The organism is Streptomyces griseus subsp. griseus, from assembly GCF_000720255.1.
Lineage (GTDB): Bacteria > Actinomycetota > Actinomycetes > Streptomycetales > Streptomycetaceae > Streptomyces > Streptomyces griseus_I.
Genome location: NZ_JOJE01000025.1, coordinates 30981 through 51552, shown reverse-complemented (window position 1 = coordinate 51552; position 20572 = coordinate 30981). Strand labels below are relative to the sequence as shown.

21 protein-coding genes are annotated in these 20572 nt (G+C 71.6%); 11 read left to right on the top strand and 10 right to left on the bottom strand.

The genetic code is table 11. From position 1 onward, the window contains the following. Positions 1–9 precede the first annotated feature (9 nt). From IG99_RS28665 to IG99_RS28655, 3 genes are all read left to right on the top strand, one after another. Entirely contained in the window at positions 10–189 is a 180-nt protein-coding gene (locus IG99_RS28665) for a hypothetical protein (RefSeq protein ID WP_037678740.1), read from the top strand. A gap of 94 nt (positions 190–283) precedes the next feature. After that, positions 284–1018 (top strand): response regulator transcription factor, encoded by a 735-nt coding sequence (locus IG99_RS28660; protein WP_037678737.1) that lies wholly within the window; start codon positions 284–286, stop codon positions 1016–1018. Beyond that, the gene (locus tag IG99_RS28655) at positions 1015–2484 is read left to right on the top strand and encodes a sensor histidine kinase (RefSeq protein ID WP_037678734.1); all 1470 of its coding nucleotides are present in this window, start codon (positions 1015–1017) and stop codon (positions 2482–2484) included. The genes IG99_RS28660 and IG99_RS28655 overlap by 4 nt, the downstream gene beginning before the upstream one ends. Here the strand turns inward: IG99_RS28655 and IG99_RS28650 are convergent. The 3 genes from IG99_RS28650 to IG99_RS28640 all read right to left on the bottom strand — a co-directional run bounded on the left by IG99_RS28650 (position 2459) and on the right by IG99_RS28640 (position 3519). Beyond that, the gene (locus IG99_RS28650) at positions 2459–2818 is read right to left on the bottom strand and encodes a hypothetical protein (protein ID WP_037678732.1); all 360 of its coding nucleotides are present in this window, start codon (positions 2816–2818) and stop codon (positions 2459–2461) included. The genes IG99_RS28655 and IG99_RS28650 overlap by 26 nt on opposite strands. After that, on the bottom strand, positions 2815–3162 hold the full coding sequence (locus IG99_RS28645; RefSeq protein WP_037678729.1) for a DUF6247 family protein: 348 nt from the start codon (positions 3160–3162) through the stop codon (positions 2815–2817). Before IG99_RS28645 ends, IG99_RS28650 begins: the two co-directional genes overlap by 4 nt. Before the next feature lie 135 nt (positions 3163–3297). Further along, on the bottom strand, positions 3298–3519 hold the full coding sequence (locus IG99_RS28640; protein ID WP_037678727.1) for a DUF397 domain-containing protein: 222 nt from the start codon (positions 3517–3519) through the stop codon (positions 3298–3300). 469 nt (positions 3520–3988) lie between these two features. On the opposite strand from IG99_RS28640, the gene IG99_RS28635 reads away from it, so the two are divergent. The 3 genes from IG99_RS28635 to IG99_RS44325 all read left to right on the top strand — a co-directional run bounded on the left by IG99_RS28635 (position 3989) and on the right by IG99_RS44325 (position 7911). Further along, complete coding sequence (locus tag IG99_RS28635) at positions 3989–4927, top strand: aminoglycoside phosphotransferase family protein (protein ID WP_037678725.1); 939 nt, start codon at positions 3989–3991, stop codon at positions 4925–4927. Between the two features lie 79 nt (positions 4928–5006). Next, on the top strand, positions 5007–7088 hold the full coding sequence (locus tag IG99_RS28630) for a pectinesterase family protein (RefSeq protein WP_037678724.1): 2082 nt from the start codon (positions 5007–5009) through the stop codon (positions 7086–7088). 94 nt (positions 7089–7182) lie between these two features. Continuing rightward, entirely contained in the window at positions 7183–7911 is a 729-nt protein-coding gene (locus IG99_RS44325; protein ID WP_051865992.1) for a PH domain-containing protein, read from the top strand. A 67-nt stretch (positions 7912–7978) separates the two neighbouring features. Here the strand turns inward: IG99_RS44325 and IG99_RS28620 are convergent, their stop codons facing one another. Together IG99_RS28620 and IG99_RS28615 are read right to left on the bottom strand one after the other, a co-directional pair. Continuing rightward, entirely contained in the window at positions 7979–9142 is a 1164-nt protein-coding gene (locus IG99_RS28620) for an LmeA family phospholipid-binding protein (RefSeq protein WP_394298052.1), read from the bottom strand. 98 nt (positions 9143–9240) lie between these two features. Next, positions 9241–11058 carry a bifunctional metallophosphatase/5'-nucleotidase gene (locus IG99_RS28615; protein ID WP_037678722.1) on the bottom strand — a complete coding sequence of 606 codons (1818 nt, stop codon included), beginning with the start codon at positions 11056–11058 and terminating at the stop codon, positions 9241–9243. Positions 11059–11251: 193 nt separating this feature from the next. Here IG99_RS28615 and mshD point away from each other — a divergent pair, with 193 nt between their 5' ends. Next, entirely contained in the window at positions 11252–12178 is a 927-nt protein-coding gene (gene mshD / locus IG99_RS28610) for a mycothiol synthase (RefSeq protein WP_037678721.1), read from the top strand. 9 nt (positions 12179–12187) lie between these two features. Here mshD and IG99_RS28605 read toward each other — a convergent pair whose 3' ends face one another. The 5 genes from IG99_RS28605 to IG99_RS28585 form a co-directional block, all read right to left on the bottom strand. Further along, the gene (locus tag IG99_RS28605; RefSeq protein WP_078947948.1) at positions 12188–12844 is read right to left on the bottom strand and encodes a hypothetical protein; all 657 of its coding nucleotides are present in this window, start codon (positions 12842–12844) and stop codon (positions 12188–12190) included. Between the two features lies 1 nt (position 12845). Continuing rightward, complete coding sequence (locus tag IG99_RS28600; protein WP_037678720.1) at positions 12846–14381, bottom strand: hypothetical protein; 1536 nt, start codon at positions 14379–14381, stop codon at positions 12846–12848. After that, positions 14378–15271, bottom strand: a complete 894-nt coding sequence (locus tag IG99_RS28595; protein ID WP_051865990.1) for an ABC transporter ATP-binding protein — start codon at positions 15269–15271, stop codon at positions 14378–14380. Before IG99_RS28595 ends, IG99_RS28600 begins: the two co-directional genes overlap by 4 nt. A gap of 46 nt (positions 15272–15317) precedes the next feature. Continuing rightward, the gene (locus IG99_RS28590) at positions 15318–16154 is read right to left on the bottom strand and encodes an anti-sigma factor (RefSeq protein WP_037678719.1); all 837 of its coding nucleotides are present in this window, start codon (positions 16152–16154) and stop codon (positions 15318–15320) included. 91 nt (positions 16155–16245) lie between these two features. Next, positions 16246–16797, bottom strand: coding sequence for an RNA polymerase sigma factor (locus tag IG99_RS28585; RefSeq protein WP_037678717.1), 552 nt, complete (start codon positions 16795–16797; stop codon positions 16246–16248). Between the two features lie 121 nt (positions 16798–16918). Between IG99_RS28585 and IG99_RS28580 the strand changes: the two genes are divergently transcribed. From IG99_RS28580 to IG99_RS28565, 4 genes are read left to right on the top strand one after another with little or no spacing between them, the layout of a single operon-like run. After that, positions 16919–17353: a GntR family transcriptional regulator gene (locus tag IG99_RS28580; protein WP_037678715.1), complete on the top strand. Its 435-nt coding sequence runs from the start codon at positions 16919–16921 to the stop codon at positions 17351–17353. Beyond that, a complete protein-coding gene (locus IG99_RS28575) occupies positions 17350–18453 on the top strand; it encodes an ATP-binding cassette domain-containing protein (RefSeq protein ID WP_234311984.1) in 1104 nt (367 codons plus the stop codon). The genes IG99_RS28580 and IG99_RS28575 overlap by 4 nt, the downstream gene beginning before the upstream one ends. Next, entirely contained in the window at positions 18450–19640 is a 1191-nt protein-coding gene (locus tag IG99_RS28570; RefSeq protein WP_063768342.1) for an ABC transporter permease subunit, read from the top strand. Before IG99_RS28575 ends, IG99_RS28570 begins: the two co-directional genes overlap by 4 nt. Further along, on the top strand, positions 19637–20548 hold the full coding sequence (locus IG99_RS28565; protein ID WP_063768341.1) for an ABC transporter permease: 912 nt from the start codon (positions 19637–19639) through the stop codon (positions 20546–20548). Before IG99_RS28570 ends, IG99_RS28565 begins: the two co-directional genes overlap by 4 nt. Positions 20549–20572: the final 24 nt, after the last annotated feature.

Here is a 20572-nt window from a genome sequence, read left to right as displayed (position 1 = left end):
GAGTACGTCATGATCAAGCAGGTTTCGCACCCGGTGACCGGCGTCGGCGCGGCCGATCTCGGCCTGGCCCTCGGCGTGGCGTACGCACTGCACGCGCCGGCGGGCCGGGCGCCGGAGGTGGCGTCCCGCACGGCGAAGGCCCACCGGGCGACCGCCCGCGGCCGCCGCCGTGCACCGGCCCGCGGCTGACCCCTTCTCCCACACCCTGCCACCGGGAATCATGCGAGGCTGAAGCCGTTCCGCCCGCCCCTGTCGTCCCACCGCACCCGAGGATTCCGAGCCCATGAGCCCCGCCGAAGGCGACCGTGACCCCCAGCGCATCCTGATCGTCGACGACGAGCCGGCGGTACGCGAAGCACTCCAGCGCAGCCTCGCCTTCGAGGGCTACGACACGGAGGTCGCGGTCGACGGCGCGGACGCCCTGGACAAGGCCACGGCCTACCGCCCCGACCTGGTCGTCCTCGACATCCAGATGCCCCGCATGGACGGTCTGACCGCCGCCCGCCGCATCCGCGGCGCCGGCGACACCACCCCGATCCTGATGCTGACCGCCCGTGACACGGTCGGCGACCGCGTCACCGGGCTCGACGCGGGCGCCGACGACTACCTGGTCAAGCCCTTCGAACTGGACGAACTCTTCGCCCGGGTCCGCGCGCTGCTGCGCCGCAGCTCCTACGCGGCGGCCGTCGCGGACGCGGTCGAGGAGGACGACACCCTCACCTTCGCCGACCTGCGCATGGACCTCGCCACGCGCGAGGTGACCCGGGCCGGGCGCCCGGTGGAGCTCACCCGCACCGAGTTCACGCTCCTGGAGATGTTCATGGCGCACCCGCGCCAGGTCCTCACCCGCGAGCAGATCCTGAAGGCGGTCTGGGGCTTCGACTTCGAGCCGTCGTCCAACTCCCTCGACGTGTACGTCATGTACCTGCGCCGCAAGACCGAGGCGGGCGGCGAGCCGCGGCTCGTGCACACGGTTCGGGGCGTGGGGTACGTACTGCGGCAGGGCGGCGCTGAGTGAGTGCCTGGACGCACGGGCTCGTACGCCGGTTCCGCTCCCTGCCGATCCGCTCCCGGCTGGCCCTGCTGGTCGCGGCGGCGGTGGCGTTCGCGGTGGCGGCGGCTTCGGTGACGTGCTGGTTCATCGTGCAGGGCAAGCTGTACGACCAGCTCGATGAGGATCTGCAGCAGGCGGCGGGGGTCCAGCCGGCCTCCGGTGTCGTGAACACCCTCGCCGACTGCCCCAGCGCACCGGTGGACACCCGCCGTGACTTCCGGGTGCGGGACCTCTACCTCCAGCTCGTGACGGCGGACGGCAAGACGTGCGTCTCGTCGAACTCCGAGGGCACGGTCAAGGTCACCGGGGCGGACAAGGACCTCGTCAAGGAGGGGTCGCCCCGGAGGGAGGTCAAGCGCAACGGCACGGACCAGGACGGCAACGCGGTACGGGTGCTGACCACCCCGCTGTACGTCAGTCAGGGCCCGGGGAGCGAGCCGCAGCCGCTCCCCCAGGCCGCTCTCCTCATCGCGGTCCCCCTCAAGAGCACCCAGTCCACCCTGAACGAGCTCGCCCTGATCCTGCTCCTCGTCTCCGGTCTCGGAGTCATCGGCGCGGGCGCGGCGGGCCTGGCGGTGGCGCGGGCGGGGCTGCGTCCGGTCGACAAGCTGACGGAGGCCGTGGAGCACGTCGCCCGCACGGAGGACCTGAGCATCCGTATCCCGGTCGACGACGCCAGCGAGGACGAGGTGGCGCGCCTGTCGCGTTCCTTCAACTCGATGACGTCGGCGCTGGCGAGCTCGCGGGAGCTGCAGCAGCAGCTGATCGCGGACGCGGGCCACGAACTCCGTACACCCCTGACCTCGTTGCGCACCAACATCGAACTCCTCACCCGCAGCGAGGAGACGGGCCGCCCGATCCCCGAGGCGGACCGCAAGGCGCTGCTGGCGTCGGTGAAGGCGCAGGTGACGGAGCTGGCATCGCTGATCGGTGACCTGCAGGAGCTGTCCCGCTCGGAGGGGCAGCGTGGTGAACGCGTCCAGGTGGTGTCGCTGGACGACACGGTCGAGGCGGCCCTGCGCAGAGCGCGCCTGCGCGGCCCGGAACTGACGATCACGGCGTCCCTCGCCCCCTGGTACGTACGGGCGGAACCGGCCGCGCTGGAGCGGGCGATCGTCAACATCCTCGACAACGCGGTGAAGTTCAGCCCGGAGGCCGGCACGATCGAGGTGCAGCTCAGCGAGGGCGTCCTGAGCGTCCGCGACCACGGCTCCGGCATCCCCGCCGAGGAACTCCCCCACGTCTTCGACCGCTTCTGGCGCTCGCCGAGCGCGCGGGCCCTCCCGGGCTCTGGCCTGGGCCTGTCCATCGTGGCCCGTACGGTCCAGCAGTCTGGCGGCGAGGTGACACTGGCCCGCGCGGAGGGCGGCGGGACGGTGGTGACGGTACGGCTGCCGGGGGCGCCTATGGCTCCGCCGGAGCTTCCGTAGGGGGTTCGGCACCCTGCCAGAAGATCTCCTCAACCACGATCTGGGGATCTTCGACGCGGGGCACGAAGACGTACTTCAGCCAGCCGTTTCCGTCGTCGAAGAAGAAGATGTGACGGCCTTTCGGATCGCTGGAACGGTCCCGTCTGACCATCATGCCGTCGGGAAGATCGGCATCCGTCTCGATGCCTCGGAAATACGGATCTTTCGCCGTGACCAGTTCGGCACGCGCGGCGTCGACCATCTTCTGTGCATACGCCGACAGCGCTTCGCGGGCAGCGAAAGCATCGAGCCGCCAGTCCATCTGACAAGGCGGCCCCATGAAACCGTCGGTCACTCGCCGGGCTCCAGTTCTCGCACCCGATAGCGAATCTTCGCCACCTCTTCGAGCAGGGCCCGGGCTTCGGCGATGTCGGTGGACTCTGCGGCGCGGTGCTCGAGATCTTGCACGTGCGCGTCGAGCCTGGGGTCGCGGGCGATGGCGTACCCACCCCACCAGCGGGCCATGAACGCCGGCACGGGGCCAAGGTCGTAAGTGTCGGCAATCGCCCATTTCCAGTGCTCGTCGAAGTCAGGAAGGAGCACGGGGGCATGCTCGGCGATGGCCTCACGCAGCGCCTTCGGCGTCCGCTCGGGCATGGGAGGGATGACCGGATCGGCGTCCGTAGCATGAGCAGTCATGGCCGATGCCCTCCTTCGACGCGCCGTGTCTACGACCGTAGCCGCCTCGCACTTCCGGGATCAGTCGTCTGTGTCCTGGGCACAAGATCAGCTCACTGGTGGCGCAGCATCGCCGGTCAAGAACTCCGAGCGATGTCACCCGAAGGTGTACAGCCCCGTCTCTCCCTTGACCCCGTCCACGAACACGGACCAGGAGGCGGCCGAGAACAGCAGCGCACTGGCTGCCGGGATCTTGCTGTCGCGGACAGGGACGAGGTCTGTGTGGCCGACGGCCACCTCGACGCGGTTGTTGGCTCCCCCGTCGCTGTAGCTCGACTTGCGCCAGAGGGCGGTGCTGAGGTCGGGGGTCTGCTTCATGATCTGTGCTCCTCCAGTACGTCCCTGATGAACGCCGGCGAGTCCGACGGGGACAGCGCCAGATCCCGCAGCCGATCGTAGGACCTTCGAGCCCGCCCACACCCTCGTGCGCCCCTACCTCCTCACCGAGGAAGAGCGAAGCGAACGCAAGCTGCTGCTGAAGGCCCCGCACCGGCAGGAGGTGTACGCATGAGGCTGTTGCCCTGGACCACGCCCGACGGCCGCCCTTGCTACCTCAGCACCGACCGCCGGGACAGCAGACTCTCCCGCCTCGCCGACGATATCGAGGCCCGCTCAACTCGATTCCGCCGAACAGGTACTCGCGGGAGCGAGGGCTGTGCTCGCAGACCCCGAGTCCGGTGAACGCGCCGGAAGTTCCCGGGCCCGCGTGTACAGCTCGTTTCGCGCTCACCAGGACCGTCGAATCCCTGGGGGACGCTCTCCGGATCGCAACGCGTAGGGTGCCGGGATGATCGACGTACCGGAGGCCTTCGCCACGACGACCGTCGAGCGCGAGGGAGAGGCCGGCGCGGCCTGGCTCGCCGAACTGCCGGGGATTGTCGGCATGTTGCTCGATCGGTGGGGCTGCGTGACCGACGGGAACGTGCTGTACGGCGGGGTCGGACTCATTGTCCCCGTACGTCAGGCGGATCCGGACCGTACGCCCGCAGTGATCAAGGTGTCGTTCCCCCACCCCGGCAACGTCCACGAACCCGACGCCTTCACCGCCTGGCGCGGGCACGGCGCCGTACTGCTCCACGACCGGGCGGACCAACACTTCGCCATGCTCCTGGAGCGGGCGCACACATCGACCCTCGCCGAAGTGGACGACGGCGACGAGGTCGTGACCGTCGCGGGGCGGCTCGCCCGGCGGCTGGCCGTGCCCGGGCCGCCCGGACTGCCCAGGCTCCAGGACGAGACCGAGACCTGGGAGGAGGAGATCCGACATGACGCCTTCGAACTCCCCCACACCATGTCCCGCCGCACACTCGACGCCGCCCTCGCGACCGTACGAGAGGTGGGCCGCGTACAGCCCGACACCCTCATACACGGCGACCTGCACGGCCGGAACATCCTGCGTGCCGACCGTGAACCCTGGCTGGCCGTCGACCCGAAGGGGCACGTCGGCGACCCGGCCTACGACGGCGGCACCCTGCTCAAGTCGCGTCTCCCCGCGCTGCTGGCAGCCCAGGACGTCGATCTCCCCAAGGCCATCCACCGCATCCTGGACCTCTTCGCCGAAGCCGCCGAACTGGATCGTGAACGCGTGGGCCGCTGGGCGCAGTTCCATGCAGTCAGGGCCGCCTTCCACGGCCGCAGGCACGGCTTCCGCATCGCCCGCGGCGGGCCCCGGCTGGACTGGATCACCGAACTCCTCGACCAGCTGGCCGAGTTGCTCACAGAGTGAGGACACGGGCACGCGGCAACCTTTCCCTGCGGGGCGGCGACTGCACAGGGTCATCCCCCCGCATGGAAACGGAACCCGCATGAGTGAGATCCGCAGCAAGGCCCGTCACCGCAGGCGCGGTACCGCCGTGGTGGCGGGCGTCCCCCTGGCCCTGATCGCCGCCGGCGTCCTGGGCTACGGCACGGACCTCGGCATGTTCGGCGCGGACGCGCGCCAGGCCTCCGCCGCCACCGCCGCCTCCGCCGCCGCTCCCGCTTGGGCCACCGCCTCGGCGGACGGCTTCGCCTCGGTCAACGCGCTCGGTCAGAACGGGACCTACGGCGGTCGCGACGGCAAGACCGTCACCGTGAAGACCCTCGCCGACCTGGAGAAGTACGCGACGGCGCCCGAGCCGTACGTCATCGTCGTCGCCGCGACCATCACCATGAACCCGGTCGGGAAAGAGATCAAGGTCCAGTCGGACAAGACCATCGTCGGCGCCGGCACCTCCGGGCACATCGTCGGCGGTGGGTTCTTCCTCGGCCAGGGCGTCCACAACGTGATCATCCGGAACCTCACCATCCGGGACGCGTACCAGGGCGTGTGGAACGACAAGGAACACGACTTCGACGCCATCCAGATGGACGGCGCGCACCACGTGTGGATCGACCACAACGACCTGCGGCACATGGCCGACGGGCTCATCGACAGCCGCAAGGACACGACGTACCTGACGGTCTCCTGGAACAAGCTGAGCCAGGAGAACAAGGCGTTCGGCATCGGCTGGACCGACAACACCACCGCGGACATCACCATCCACCACAACTGGATCCGCGAGACCGAGCAGCGCAACCCCTCCACGGACAACGTCGCCCACGCGCACCTCTACAACAACTACCTGGAGGACGAGGCGGGCACCTCCATCACCGCCTCGTACGGCAACTACTCGCGCGGCAAGACGAACATGGTGCTGGAGAACTCCTACTTCCAGGGCCTGAAGAACCCGGTGACCCGCGACGCCACGGCCACCGTCGTCCAGCGCGGCAACGTCTTCTCCGGCACGAGCGGCCGCAACGAGAGCGGCGGCTCGGGCGCGGCCTGGGACCCGAGGAAGTACTACGCGTACACGCTGGACAAGGCGGCGGACGTACCGGCGCTGCTGAAGTCGGGTGTGGGCCCCCGCGCGTCCATCGGTACGACGTCGACCGCCACGACGAAGGCGGCCGCGGCCACCACCCTCACCGTCGCCAAGGACGGCAGCGGCCAGTACACCTCCGTCCAGGCCGCGGTGAACGCCGTACCCGCGAACAACCCGTCCCGCGTGGTGATCGCGGTCAAGCCGGGCACGTACCGCGAGCTGGTCAAGGTCCCGTCCAACAAGCCGCACGTCACGATCCAGGGGACGGGGGCCAGCCGTAAGGACACGGTGATCGTCTACAACAACGCGTCGGGCACCCCCAAGCCCGGTGGCGGCACGTACGGCACCGGAGGCAGCGCCAGCGTCGCCGTCGAGGCGGACGACTTCCAGGCCCGCAACCTCACCATCTCCAACGACTTCGACGAGGGTGCGCACCAGGACATCGCCGGCCAGGCGGTCGCCCTGCGCACCGCCTCGGACAAGGTCCTCCTCGACGGCGTCATCGTCAGCGGCGACCAGGACACGCTGCTGGTGGACACCGCGTCGAAGGACAGGCTGGGCCGCGTCTACATGACGAACTCGTACGTCATCGGCAACGTGGACTTCATCTTCGGCCGGGCCACCGCCGTGATCGACAGGTCCGTCATCACCCTGAAGAAGCGCTGGAACGGCACCTCGGCCGGTTACGTCACCGCGCCCAGCACGGCCGCGAACCGCAAGGGCATCCTGATCGCCAACTCCACGGTGAACGGTGACGTCTCCGACCGCACCTTCTACCTCGGCCGCCCGTGGCACGCGGGCGGCGACGCGAGCCTCGATCCGCAGACCACGGTCCGCAACACCACCCTGAGCGCCGCGATCAAGACCACCCCGTGGACCGACATGAGCGGCTTCTCCTGGAAGAACGACCGCTTCGCCGAGTACAAGAACACCGGCGCCGGCTCGGGCAGCGCCACCTCGGACCGCCCGCAGCTCTCCGACGCCCAGGCCGCGAACCAGGAGGTCGCGGACTGGCTGGGCGACTGGACCCCGTCGGCGTCCTGAGGCCCCGCGCCCGCCCTTACTCTCACCTCACCTTCGAGCCCTACGCTCTCCCCGGTCGCGCGGCCACCCGGTCGGCGCGCCTGGGGAGGCACGGGTGGGCGAGGTCGGTTCCAGACGGGAGTACGGCCGGCGCAGACGGATGTCGGGCCGCCGAACCGGCTTCATCACGATCTGTCTCACGAACGCCCTGTTCCAGCTGACGCGCGACCACGGCCGCATGCCGTGGTGGGGGCAGGGGGCGACGGCCGGGCTGGTGCTGGCGATCCTCGGGTGGGCCGCGCTCCTCCACTGGCGCGGCCGCACCGTCGCCGACGCCGAGGGCATCACGGCATACAACGCCCTGCGCAGCCGCCACTTCCCCTGGCCCGCCATCTACGACATCCGCATCGAGCCCCTCCCCAAGCAGCTCGCCGAAGGCCCCCGCCACCTCGCCCGCCTCTACACGGAAGACGGCCGCCGAACCCGCCTCCCGTTCCTGGACGACTGGCAGCAGCCCGGCCTCTACGGCCTCCGCAGAGAGGTCGACACCCTCCGCGAGACCGCCGCCCAACAACGCGGAACACCCTGGGAGCACCGACCCGAGGTCGAGACCCGCATCCGCCGCCGGGCAGGACACCGCAAGGCGTGGGAGCGCTCGGTGCTCGGCACGATGCTCGTGCTCCTCGTCATGTTCCTGCTCCTCCTCACCGAACCCGTCTCGGGCGCGATCGTCCGCCCCCTGCTCCTCCTCGTCTACGTCCCGGCAGCGGCCTTCACCGTCCTCGCGGCACTACTGCACTGGCAGTGGAAGTCCCAGGTGCCGCGGTACATGCGGGGGCCCTAGGTGTATTGCCCCGCAGGGTTGTTCACCAGTCCTTGATCGCGTGCGTCGACCGGAGCCGGCAGAGGTTTCACGAACCGACCGCCAGGTCCGAGCCCTCGATGCGCACCCTGATTCCCTCCTTCTCCACGCGCACGTCCCGCAGGCGCAGGTCGCCGCTGGGTGGTGTGGGGAGCTTGAAGGCGAGGGAGAGGCGGTCGGCGAGGGCCGGGCGGGTCAGGGTGGAGAGGGCGTCCAGGAGGGCCGGGTCGAAGCCCAGGCGGTCGAGGATCTCGGGGTGGGCGAGCGCCAGGTCGAGGAGGTTGACCCGCATGGCCTGGTGGACGAAGCGCGGCTCGCCGGTCAGCGCGGCCAGCCGGTCGTCGTTGGCCAGCGCCTCGCGCACGGTCGACTGGGGCACGCCCATACGGCGAACCACCGACGGTACCTCGAGCAGCGCCCGCACCTTTTGGGTCTCGTGGGCCAGGCGGGCGGCGGACTCGGGCGTGAGATGCAGGCCCTCCGAGGGGCGGGTGCCGGGGCGGTAGGTCGCCAGGTCGCCGATGTCCAGGCGCATTCCGCCGATCTCCGTGGCGATGCCCCGCGCGCCGTTGCGCTGTACCCGGACGTCGGCCTTGAGCCGCAGATCGTGCCCGGCGACCGGCAGGGTGCCCCGCGCCGAGACGCGGTCGCGGGCCGCGCCGCTGAACGTCACCTGGGACGCGCCCAGTTCGCGGTTCATGTCGGCGAAGGACAGCAGGACGTCGCCGTGCAGTTCCGGGAGGTGTGCTCCGCTCACCGAGGTCGGGCCGTCACCGTCGAGCCGTACGTCTCGGGCCGTCGCCGACACCGCGGCCAGCGTGACCCGGTCCGCCGCCACGTCCGGGACGGTGACCTTCACCGAGTCCAGGTGTCCGTCGACGAGTTGGGGCAGGAAGGGGAAGCCGCCGATCTCCACTTCGGGTGCCGCGGTCAGCTTCAGGTTGTCCTTGAGGGTGTCCGCCGCCTTGTGCTCGGCGTAGAGAACGGCCCAGCGGTCGGCGAGGGTGAGGAAGGCGGCGAGCACCAGGAGCGCGACCACGCTCTTCAGCGCGAACGGCAGGCCCGCGAAACGGCCCCGCCGTCGACGCCGGCGACCGCGGCGAGGGTTCGGCGGGGCCAAGGGCTCGGGGCCGGGCCGGAGCTCGGGTTCCGGCTCGGGACAGAGCTCGGGCTCAGACTCCTCGTAGGAGTTCGGGTAGGGATGCGTTGGCATGTGGTGGGGGGAACGCATCGATCCATCCGACCATGCACATGCCCCCCACCCGCAACTTCTACTCCGGTTATGCGACCCAGCTCACGATCCGCTGAACGCTACTGAACGACCGTGATCCGGTTCGTCACCGGCGGTGCGATCGGCGCGGACGCCGAGGAGTTGGCCGTGAGGTACTGCTCCAGAGCGGTCAGATCGTCGGCGCCGACGAGATCGTTCGTGCCCTGGCCCAGCGTGGTGAAGCCGTCGCCGCCGCCCGCGAGGAAGCTGTTCGTCGCGACGCGGTAGGTGGCGGCCGGGTCGACGGCCGTGCCGTTGACCTTGATGGAGTCGGTGACGACACGGTCCGCGCCGCTCTTCGTCAGGTCCAGCGTGTACGTGAGGTTGGCGGACGGCTGCAGGATCTTCGGCGAGGCCGCGTTCGAGCCGCTCACCTGCTCCTTGAGGACCTGGATCAGTTCTGCGCCGGTGAAGTTCTGCAGGTTCACGGTGTTGGCGAACGGCTGCACGGTGAAGCCCTCGGCGTAGGTCACCACTCCGTCGCCCTCGGTGCCCTTGGCCGCGTAGGTGAGGCCGGCCCGCACGCCACCCGGGTTCATCAGCGCGACGTCCGTCTCCGCGTCGAGCTTCTTGCCGTACCAGAGCTGGGCGTCCGCGATCAGGTCGCCCATCGGGGACTCCGTGCCCGTGTTGGGGACATCCGCGGAGACGTAGCCGATGGGGCGGTTGCCTATGGGGGCCGCCAGGGTGTTCCACTTGCTGATCAGCTCGGTCATGTCCGGCGCCTTGGCGACGGTCCGGGTCACCACGTGGTTCGCCGACTTCACCGCGGTACGGGCGATGTCACCCGTCCAGCGGTCGTAGGTCAGCGTGGTGTCCGTGTAGAGGCGGCCGAAGGACGCGGCCGAGGTGACCGTACGCGGCCTGCCCGACGGGTCGTTGATGGTGCACGCGTACGCGGCGTGCGTGTGACCGGTGACGAGGGCGTCGACCTTCGGGGTGACGTTCTTGGCGATGTCGACGATCGGGCCGGAGATGCCGTCACCCGCGCCCGGCGAGTCGCAGTTGTAGTTGTACGACCCCGACGCGGGCAGTCCGCCCTCGTGGATCAGGGCCACGACCGACTTCACGCCCTGGCGCTCCAGCACCTTGGCGTACTTGTTGATCGTCTCGACCTCGTCCTTGAACTTCAGGCCCTTGACGCCCTCGGCGGAGACGACACCCGGGGTGTCCTCCAGCGTCACACCGATGAAGCCGATCTTGACGCCGTTCTTCTTCCACACCCAGTAGGGCTTGAGGATCGGCTTGCCGGTCTTCTCGTTCAGCGCGTTCGCCGCGAGATACGGGAAGTCGGCGCCCTCGAACTCCTCGTCGGTGTAGCAGCCGGCCGTCGGGTGACAGCCGCCGTGCTGCAGACGGCCCAGCTCCTTGGCGCCCTCGTCGAACTCGTGGTTGCCGACGGACGTGACGTCCAGATCGAGCTTGTTCAGCGCCTCGATGGTGGGCTCGTCGTGGAAGAGACCCGAGATCAGCGGGGAGGCCCCCACCATGTCGCCACCGGCGGCCGTGATGGAGTACGCCTTGCCCTTGCGCGCTTCCCGCAGGTGCGTCGCCAGGTACTCCACGCCACCCGCGTCGATCGTCTTCGTCGTACCGTCCGCCTGGAGTTCGGTGACCCGGCCGGACGAACCGGACGGCGGCTCCAGGTTGCCGTGCAGGTCGTTGAACGACAGCAGTTGCACGTCCTGGTAGCGGCTCGGCAGGTGGCCGTGGCCGCCGGGCTTGTGGCTCTCGCCGGCCGACGCGGTCGCGGGCATCGCGGCGGCGAGCGCACCGGCCGTGGTCAGAGCGGCAGCGGCCGCGACGATCCGGTACGTACGGCGTCTGCGGGTCGGGTGCTGCTGGGTCGTGGCTGGCATACGCCCCCCTGTGGCTTGCTTGAGGTGGTTGGCCCCGTCCGGCGCAGCCTAGGGTCAACGCGCGTAGCGCGACAGGGGGTTCATGGTCACATCCTGGTTTCCCTTTGCCCCGCTCTTTGCCTTCACCGCTGCCCCTCCCTTTGACTTCCCCCGTGCCGCCACTTTGCGGTGCCCTCCCTTTACCCTCATACGCATGACCAGCGACGACACCGTACGGCCCTACGGCTCCCGCTCCATCGAGACCTACTCCGCGCTTTCCCCGGACCAGTCCGAGGCCGTCCTCGCCCTGCTCGCCGAAGCCGCCCGCAACGACGGTCAGCAAGCGGTGTCCGAGCAGGGACGGCTCCAGCTGCGCGGCCGCGCACGCGAGGGCGTCTCCCATCTGCTGCTGACCGTCGACGACCAACTCGTCGGCTACGCCCAGCTCGAGGACACCGACCCCGTCGAGGCACCGGCCGCCGAACTCGTCGTGCACCCCTCCCACCGCGGCCACGGCCACGGCCGGGCCCTCGGCGCCGCCCTCCTCGCCGCGTCCGGCAAGCGGCTGCGCGTGTGGGCCCACGGCGGCCACTCCGCCGCGCGACACCTCGCCCAGGTCCTCGGCCTCACCCTTTTCCGGGAACTGCGCCAGATGCGGCGGCCGTTGGCGGACCTCGACCTGTCCGAGCCGGCCCTCCCCGAGGGCGTCACCGTCCGCACGTTCGTCCCCGGCACCGACGACGCGGCCTGGCTCGCCGTCAACGCCGCCGCCTTCGCCCACCATCCGGAACAGGGCTCCCTCACCCAGCGCGACCTCGACGACCGCAAGGCCGAGCCCTGGTTCGACCCCGCCGGCTTCTTCCTCGCCTTCCGCGGGGACCGGCTCGTCGGCTTCCACTGGACCAAGGTCCACGCCGAGCAGCAGCTCGGTGAGGTCTACGTCCTCGGTGTCGCCCCCGGCGCCCAGGGCGGCGGCCTCGGCAAGGCACTCACCACGCTGGGGCTGCGCCATCTCGCCGCACAAGGGCTGCCGACGGCGATGTTGTATGTCGACGCGGACAACAAGGCGGCGGTGTCGGTGTACGAGCGGCTGGGGTTCGTGACGCACGAGGTGGATCTGATGTACCGGACGGAGACGTGAGGTGAGCCTCTAAACGCCGGTCGGGGTGAAGTGCGGCACTGACCGGCGTCGCAAGGGTTCCGGCAGGCATGTCGCCCACAGCACCGCCGCCAGCCCCAGCAGCACCGCCCACCGCATGTGCGCCGTGTCCCACTCCCCCGTCCCCTCGGCCACGAAGAGGCCCCACTTGTCCGGGACGAGACACGCGGCGAGGCTCGTGATGCCCAGCCAGAAGGCCGCGATCCTGCCGGGTTCCGTCTCTGTGGTGAAGCGGATGGCCGTGGCGGGCAGGGCGAGGGCGCAGGCGGCCAGGGCCAGCGCCTCCAGGGTGAGGAAACCAGCCGGCGGACGGGATGCCGCCGGTATGAGAAACAGGGCCGCCGTCCACCACGCCGCCATGAACGGCGCCACGAGGGTCAGGCGCAGGCCCGCACGGAGCGGGCGGCGCACCGGGACGCCCGTGGTGGTGTGCCGGGCGGGGTCGTCGAGAAGGAAGGCAAGGCCGAGCGCGCCGAACAGGGCCACCATCCGCAACACGGCAAGTCCCGTCTCGGAGCTGGGCGTCGAGTCCGGCAGTCTGGTGCTCGCGGCGAGCAGCAGGCCGAGCCCGCCCCCCACCGCGAGCGCCCGCCAGGGCAGGGCCCGCCACACCGGGGGCACGAGGGCCCACAGCAGCGCACGCGACACATCACTCCTCACAGTCGTCCGCCCCCTTCGGTGCCTCGACCCCGAGCAGCTTCGCCGCCTGGGCCGTCGTCGTATTCGATGACGTCAGTTCCGTCCAGTGGGCTTTGACGCGGGCCTCCACCTCGGCGCGCGGCCGGTCGAGCAACGCGCGGACGACCGACGTCTGTTGGGTGGTCATGGTCAGCGGTTCCGTGGGGGCCAGGATGACCGCCGAACCGGAGATGGAGTCGTCGAGCCGGACATCGCGGAAGGTGTCCAGCGGGTGCGGGGCAGTGCCGACGGCCAGCCACATGACGGTGATCGTGCGGGCGTCGCACATGGTCCCGGCCTCGTCCTCCGTGCCCGCGACCAGGACGGAGGCGACCGCCACGGCGAACTCGGGGACGCGATTGCCACCCCAGCGAGTGCCGACCGTGACCTGGCCCGGCGTGCGGGACGGCTTGAGAAAGGCATCGGATTCCACACCGCCGCTGGTGTCGATGCGCTGGCGCACCGTCAGCGGGGTCTGCCCGGCCTGGCCCCCGGCAGCCGCCCGGACGCGGGCGGCCACCTCGCCCCACTCCCCCCGCACACCGTTCCACTCGGGGAACGAGCAGTACGTCGACCCGGCGTACCTGGCGCACGACTGGACCTTCTCCGGTGACTTGGACGCCGTCTCCCGTGCCTTCTCCAGGGCCGACGAGTCGGGGACCTGCCCGACCGCGCCCACAGCCGTCACCGCGACAGCGATCGCGGTCGCCGCCTTGATGGCGCGGGTCCGGCCGCCGGCGGCCAGGATCGCCACACAGGCCAGCAGGACGCACAGGCCCGCCAGATACAGCGCGTGCCAGCCGGCCAGGCGGCCCAGCAGGTCGGCGGGGACCGGGTCGCCGCCGTTGTCCTGGAAGATGATCGGTGACAGCCAGCCGATGCGATGGCCCTCCGCCTCGGCCCCGGAGGCGAGCACGATGCCCAGGTAGCCGACGATCACGAACAACATCGGGACGAACGGCGACGGCAGCAGACGGGCCAGCACGACGCCCATCACTCCGGCGAGCAGGACGACCAGCGGGCCCACGGCCAGCTCGCCGAACGAGCCATGACCGATCGCCCCCGGCTTCAGCGTCTCCCGGGTGTACTCGACGGCCACCACCACGGCGGTCAGCGCCGCGTACGGCACGGCCGAGAGTATGTGGGCGACCGTGCGCCGCCACGGCTCCATCGGGTGGACCTCGAACTGCTGCGCGGTGTGGTGCTTGCGGGAGCGCAGTGCGGCCGAGTTGACACAGATGAGCAGGGCGATGGCCGGGAAGAGGGGCGCGGCCTGGGTGGCGCGGTCGATCTGGTTGAGGATCGGGTAGTCGTCGGTCCCGCCCGACTGGGTCACCAGCCGAAGGCCCGCGTACACGATGTAGAGGCCGAAGACGACCAGGATCGGGACCTGGAGCAGAAGCTCGCGCGCCTCGAAGCGGGCGAGGTCGAGGACGGCCGACGTGCGGCGGGGCTCGGGTGCGGGTTCGGTGACCGAGGGCGCGGGGCGGGTGATCGTGGTGCTCACGCCGTCACCTCGGTGCTCTCGCCGTCGAGGGCGAGCAGGTAGCCGTCCTCCAGGGTGGGTTCGAGCAGGTCGGCACCGGTCGGCGGCTCGCCGATGTTGCGGAACGTGCCGGTGCCGGTGCGCCAGCCTGCCAGCGCGCCCGGATCGCGCTGGGCGCTCACCCACACCCGGCCGGCCGCACGGGCGGTCAGCTCGGCCGGGGTGCCGTCGAAGCGGACGCGGCCGTGGGTGAGGACGACGACTCGGTGACAGAGCATCGCCACGTCCTCCGTCTGGTGGGTGGAGAGCAGTACCGTGCGGCCCTCGCCCGCCTCGGCGACCAACTCGCGGAACCGCATGCGCTGTTCCGGGTCCAGGCCGACGGTCGGCTCGTCGAGGACGAGGAACTCCGGGTCCCCGACGAGGGCGGCGGCCAGCGCGACTCGCTGCCGCATGCCTCCGGAGAGCCGCTTGATGCGCTTGCCGCGCACGTCTTCGAGGTCGACGGCCTCCAGTACGCGCCGCACCTCGCGGTGGCGGGCCGCGCGGTCCGTCAGTTCCTTGAGGATCGCCACGTAGTCGACGAAGGCGAAGGCCGTGAAGTCGGGGTGGAAGCCGGGGGTCTGCGGCAGGTAGCCGAGCGTGCGGCGGGCCGCCAGGCGGCCCTTCGTGGTGCTCGGGTCGTGGCCCAGGACGGTGAACGCGCCGCTGTCCGGCGGTACGGCCGTGGCGAGTACCCGCAGCAGGCTGGTCTTGCCGGCGCCGTTGGGGCCCAGGAGGCCGGTCACCCCACGGGTCAGCTCCAGCGAGACGGCGTCGAGGGCGCGCGTGCCGCCGTAGCGGAGGGTCAGGCCGGTGGCCGAGACGGTGGTGGGGCCGGAGGCGGGGTCGTTGAGGGGGCCGGTGGTCATGCGGGGCTCCTGGGAGTGCGGCGGGCGGACGGGGCGGGGGGCGTGGTCACGCGGCGCCCCCATCCGCGAAGCCGCCGGTGGGGCGGGCGTCGAAGCGGTCGCGTGCCTGGAAGAGCAACAGGGCGGCGAGGACCGCGAGCGCTGCCGCGGCGGACTGTCCGGCCGTCGTGAAGGGCACGAGCGTGCCGTGAGTGTGCCGCTTCGCCAGCGCCAGCAGCGTCAGCCACGCCCCGCCCACCAGGACGGGCGCCAGGACCGGACCCAGCCTGGGCATCAGCGCCAGGCCCGTCGCGGTGAGGGCGAGGGCGGGCAGCAGCCAGGTCAGGGCCAGCAGTCCGTACTCCGGCAGCGCGAGGGTCGCCAGGCCGTTCAGCACGAGGCCCGCGGTCAATACGGCGACCGTGCGGACCATCAGCAGCCGGAACCCGTGCATCGGGGCGACGACGGCGATCTCGTAGGTCGGGTCGAGCCCGGGGCCGTAGGACAACGCCACGCCCGCGAGCGGCAACAGTGGGGCGAGTGCGAGGAACAGGGCGGGTTCGTCCACCAGGTACACGGCGAGCACGGTCAGGCCGAGGACGAACGCCACCGCCAGCAGCCAGGAGCGGCGCAGCACCGGGGTCGCGGTCAGCAGCCGTGCCGTGTGACCGGCCACGCCGAGCCGCAGCAGCAGCCCCTCCAGCAGTCCGGGGCGCGGCGCGTCCAGCTCGGCGTCGAGCCGCTCCCAGCCGGCGTCCAGTGCGACGGGGTCGCCGACCGCCGCGAGCCGTGCCCGGCACTCGGCGCACGCGGTGAGATGTGTGTCGGCCGACCAGAGCATCGGCGCCGCCAACTCGCCCTGGGCGTAGGCGCGCAGGTCCTCTTCTGCCACGTGCCATGTCATGCCGGCACCTCCTTCGACTCGTCGCCCCGCATGCACAGGCCCTCGCCCCGCACGCATCCGCGCGGGCCGGGGTCTCCGCTCGTGTCGCGCCTCATGCCAGTGCCTCCCGCATTTGCTTGCGGGCGCGTTGGGCCCGCGTCTTGACCGTGCCGGGCGGGATGCCGAGCAGGACGGCCGCCTCCCGTGTGGTGAGCCCGTCGATGACCGTCGCCTGGAGGACGACCCGCAGCTCCGGTGAGAGCCTTATGAGGGCGCCCGCGAGGTCTCCGTGCTCCACCCCCGCGAGCACGCGTTCCTCCGCCGACGCCTCGTCCCGGTGGCGCAGCCGCGCCAGTGTCTGGCGCAGCCGGCCGCGCGCCCCGTCGCCGCGCAGGGCGTCGATCAGGCGTCGCGATCCGATACGCCACAGCCACCCGGCTGCGTCGCCGCTGGCCTCCTCGCGGTAACGGGCGGTGCCACGCCACACCGCGAGGAACGTCTCCTGGACGACGTCGTCGACCACCCCGGCGTCAGAGCAGCGGCTGCGCATGCGTGCGGTCAGCCACGGCGCATACCGCCGGTACAGCTCCTCGAAGGCATGACGGTCCCCGTCCGCCGCGATGGCTCGCAGCAGCTCCCCGTCACTTCTCGTCGTTGCGCTCACAACCCCTCATCGCACGAGCCCCGCCGATCGGTTCACGGATCCCGGGAGAATTTTTCTTGACGTACGGCCGCCCCACCCACCACCCTTTCACTACTCAATTAGTGAAAGGGTGGTGGGTCGGATGGTCGAGTACCGCATCGACCGGCACAGCGGCGTGGCCACCTACGTCCAGATCGTCCAGCAGACCAAGCAGGCCCTGCGCCTGGGCCTGCTCCAGCCCGGCGACCAGCTGCCGACGGCTCGCGAGGTCGTGGAGGCCACCGCCATCAACCCGAACACCGTGCTGAAGGCGTACCGCGAGCTGGAGCGCGAGGGGTTGGTCGAGGCGCGGCGGGGTCTCGGCACCTTCGTACGGCGTTCGCTCGGCACCGTGGCGGCGGAGGACTCCCCCCTGCGGGCGGAGCTGCACGCCTGGGCCGACCGGGCCCGCGAGGCAGGGCTGGACCGGGACGACGTGGCCGCGCTCTTCACCTCCGTGCTCGATGAACGCTTCGCCGTTCCCGTTCCCGTTCCCGTTCCCGTCGCCGAAACGCACTCCCAGGGGGACCCCGCATGACCGACACGCCCACCGACCGGCCCGAAGGCCCGGCCGACGGCCGGTCCGACGGCCGTACCGAAGGCCCGACCGACCTGCGGACCGACGGCCCGACCGAAGGACCAACCGACCGCCGGACCGACCGCCCGACCGACCGCCCGACCGACCGCCCGACCGCCGGCCGTACCGAGGGCCCAATCAACCGCCCCACCCCCGCCCCCGCCCCGGTTCCGGCCCCGGCCCTGGAGGCGACCGCCCTCGGCAAACGCTTCGGCCGCCGCGGTCGCCGGGCGCTGCAGGACTGCACGTTCCACCTCCCCGCCGGCCGGGTCTGCGCGGTCGTCGGCCACAACGGAGCGGGCAAGTCCACGCTCCTCGCCCTGGCCGCCGGCCTGCTGGCCCCCAGCGAGGGCACGGTCACCGTCCTCGGCACCACCCCGGCCGCCGCCCGCGCGCGGGTGGGCTACGTCGCCCAGGACAAGCCGCTGTACCCACAGCTCAGCGTCGCCGAGACGCTGCGCATGGGCGCCGACCTCAACCCCGGCCGCTGGGACGAGGTCACCGCCGACCGGATCGTCGCCGCGGGCGACCTCGACCCGAGGGCCCGCATCCGCTCGCTCTCCGGTGGACAGCGCACGCGCGTGGCGCTCGCCCTGGCCCTCGGCAAACGCCCCGAACTGCTGCTCCTGGACGAGCCGATGGCCGACCTCGACCCGCTGGCCCGGCACCAACTGATGGGCACGCTGATGGCGCAGGCCGCCCAGTACGGCACGACGATCGTGATGTCCTCGCACGTGGTGGCCGAGCTGGAGGACTCCTGCGACCACCTGTTGCTGATGGGCGGGGGCCGGGTCCGGCTGGCGGGCGAGATCGACGAGCTGACGGCCGGCCACACGCGCGTGGCCGTCACCGCGGACACCGACCTCGCCCCGCACACCGTCGTCGAGTCCCGCACCACCGGCCGCCAGCTCAGCGCGCTGATCCGCCCCGCGGGCCCGCTGCCTCACGAATGGCGCACCGGCACGCCCACCCTGGAGGAGCTCGTCCTGTCCTACCTGCGCAACCCCGAGGCCCCCGGCCTCGCACCCGTCCCGGACCGCGCCGAGGAGGCCGCGGCATGACCCCGAGCACCGCTCCGGACCTCCAGGCGGCACCACCCCTCACCGCTTCCGACCCGCAGGCGGCAGTCACTCGCCCCCACATGGTGCGCTGGCTGCTGCGGCTGCATAGACCCGCGCTCGGTGCCTGGGCCGGTCTCGTGACCGTCCTCGGCGCCGCCTTCCTCGCGCTGCGGGGCCCCCTGGCCGACGCCGCCACACAGGGCTGGCGGGAGTACAACGCGTGCTCCATCGAGACGCCGAGCTGCTCCTACGACCAGGACGCGATCCTGCTCTACAAGGACCTCTACAACTACTCCACCCTCGCCCTCGCCGCGCTCCCCTTCCTGCTGGCCGCCTGGGCGGGCGCCGCCCTCGTCGGCCGGGAGATGGAGAGCGGAACCGCACGCCTGGCGTGGACGCAGGCGGTGCCCCCCACCCGCTGGCTGGCCGCCAAGCTCGCCGTGCCCGCCGCGGCGATCACCGCGGGCGCGAGCCTGCTGTTCGTGCTCCACCGCATGGCCTGGACGGCGGGTCGGGGCCGTATCGACACCGCCAAGAACTGGCACGACGTCTGGACCTTCCACGCCAACGGCCCCACCACCGTCGCCCTGGCCCTGTGCGGCCTGGCCGCCGGCGCCCTCGCGGGCGTGTCGCTGCGCCGCACCCTGCCCGCGCTCGTCGTCGGCGTGCTGTCCACGGCCGTCCTGTGGGGCGCCGCCCAGTGGGCCATGCCGTACCTGTGGCCCGCCAGGACCAGCGTGAACCCCCTCGTCGAGGGCTACCCAGGCGGGGGCATCGAGGTCGACTCGGGCCTGGTCACCGCCGGCGGCGCGCACATCGCCGACCCCGGCTGCGGGCCGTTGGCCGTCAACGGCTGCCCGGAGGTGTACGAACGGCTCCACGCGACCGGCTTCTACACCACGTACCACCCCATGTCCCAGTACTGGCCGCTCCAGCTCACCACCACCGCCCTGGTCCTGGCCTTGACGGGTCTGCTCGTCGCGGCCGCGTTCCTGGTGCTCCGGCGCGCCACCGGCACCGCGCGGACCGGCACGACCGGCACGACCGGCGCGACCGGCGCGACCGGCACGACCGGCACGACCGGCACGACCGGCACGGACATCGCCAGCACGGACATCGCCAGCACGGACACCTCCGGCACGGACACCGCCGGCACGGCCCGGATCGGCACGGAGGTCACCGCATGAGCGCCCAGGTCCAGGCGATCTCCACCGCGAGCCGTCCCCCGGGTCCGCCCGCCGTCGGGGGGCTTCCCGGCACCGTCCTGCGGCTGCACCGCGCGGCCCTGCTCGTCTGGGCCGCGTTCGTGGCGGCCGTCATCGTCTGGCTGCTGTTCGTCACGCAGGTCACCGCGGCCTCCGTACGGGCGGTGGAGGAGAACGACCACTGCGACCCGGCCCGCGACATGTGCAGCGTCCCGTACGCCGCCTACCTGTACAGCCGGGCGATCGACCACGCCGGCACCCTCGTCTGCTACAGCTTCCTCGCCGTCGCCGCCTTCGCCGCGGGCTCACTGATCGGCCGCGAGCTGGAGAGCGGCACCGCGCGGCTGGCCTGGACGCAGGGAGTGACCCCCACCCGCTGGCTGGTCGCCAAGCTCGCCGTGCCCGCCGCGGCCATCACATTCGGCGGCACGGTCCTGGTGCTGGCGTTCCGGTGGGGCTGGGCGGCGAACCCGGACTGGATGTGGGGCGACAGCTGGACCTTCTCCGACGTGTTCGTCGCACTCGGCCCGGCGGCGGTGGCGTACGCCCTGTGCGCCCTGGCGGTCGGTGCGCTCACCGCGCTCGTACTGCGCCGCACGCTGCCCGCCCTGGGCGTGGCGTGCGCGGCGATGTGGCTGCTCAACCTCGTCCTGGAGCACCTGCGCGACGCGCTGTGGCCGACGCGGACGCGCACCTCGGCGAAGCCGCTCGTGCTGCCGAACGACGTATGGGAGGTGGCGAGCGGCCGCGACGCCGACGGCTACTACGCCACGTTCCACCCCGCCTCCCACTTCTGGCCCCTGCACCTCGTGGAGACCGGCCTCGTCCTCGCGGTCGCCGCCGCGGCCACCACCGCCGCCTTCGCCCTCCTGCGTCGCGGCACGGCCTGAGCGCGCCACGGCTCACGTCCCTCC

What these genes read in the sequence shown, in the direction of transcription:
- IG99_RS28570 (WP_063768342.1), top strand. Translation starts at nt 18,450, where the DNA reads ATGACCCCGAGCACCGCTCCGGACCTCCAGGCGGCACCACCCCTCACC.
- IG99_RS28595 (WP_051865990.1), bottom strand. Translation starts at nt 15,271, where the DNA reads ATGACCACCGGCCCCCTCAACGACCCCGCCTCCGGCCCCACCACCGTC.
- IG99_RS28645 (WP_037678729.1), bottom strand. Translation starts at nt 3,162, where the DNA reads ATGACTGCTCATGCTACGGACGCCGATCCGGTCATCCCTCCCATGCCC.
- mshD (WP_037678721.1), top strand. Translation starts at nt 11,252, where the DNA reads ATGACCAGCGACGACACCGTACGGCCCTACGGCTCCCGCTCCATCGAG.
- IG99_RS28575 (WP_234311984.1), top strand. Translation starts at nt 17,350, where the DNA reads ATGACCGACACGCCCACCGACCGGCCCGAAGGCCCGGCCGACGGCCGG.
- IG99_RS28660 (WP_037678737.1), top strand. Translation starts at nt 284, where the DNA reads ATGAGCCCCGCCGAAGGCGACCGTGACCCCCAGCGCATCCTGATCGTC.
- IG99_RS28630 (WP_037678724.1), top strand. Translation starts at nt 5,007, where the DNA reads ATGAGTGAGATCCGCAGCAAGGCCCGTCACCGCAGGCGCGGTACCGCC.
- IG99_RS28590 (WP_037678719.1), bottom strand. Translation starts at nt 16,154, where the DNA reads ATGACATGGCACGTGGCAGAAGAGGACCTGCGCGCCTACGCCCAGGGC.
- IG99_RS28565 (WP_063768341.1), top strand. Translation starts at nt 19,637, where the DNA reads ATGAGCGCCCAGGTCCAGGCGATCTCCACCGCGAGCCGTCCCCCGGGT.
- IG99_RS28640 (WP_037678727.1), bottom strand. Translation starts at nt 3,519, where the DNA reads ATGAAGCAGACCCCCGACCTCAGCACCGCCCTCTGGCGCAAGTCGAGC.
- IG99_RS28665 (WP_037678740.1), top strand. Translation starts at nt 10, where the DNA reads ATGATCAAGCAGGTTTCGCACCCGGTGACCGGCGTCGGCGCGGCCGAT.
- IG99_RS28635 (WP_037678725.1), top strand. Translation starts at nt 3,989, where the DNA reads ATGATCGACGTACCGGAGGCCTTCGCCACGACGACCGTCGAGCGCGAG.
- IG99_RS28580 (WP_037678715.1), top strand. Translation starts at nt 16,919, where the DNA reads ATGGTCGAGTACCGCATCGACCGGCACAGCGGCGTGGCCACCTACGTC.
- IG99_RS28620 (WP_394298052.1), bottom strand. Translation starts at nt 9,142, where the DNA reads ATGCCAACGCATCCCTACCCGAACTCCTACGAGGAGTCTGAGCCCGAG.
- IG99_RS28615 (WP_037678722.1), bottom strand. Translation starts at nt 11,058, where the DNA reads ATGCCAGCCACGACCCAGCAGCACCCGACCCGCAGACGCCGTACGTAC.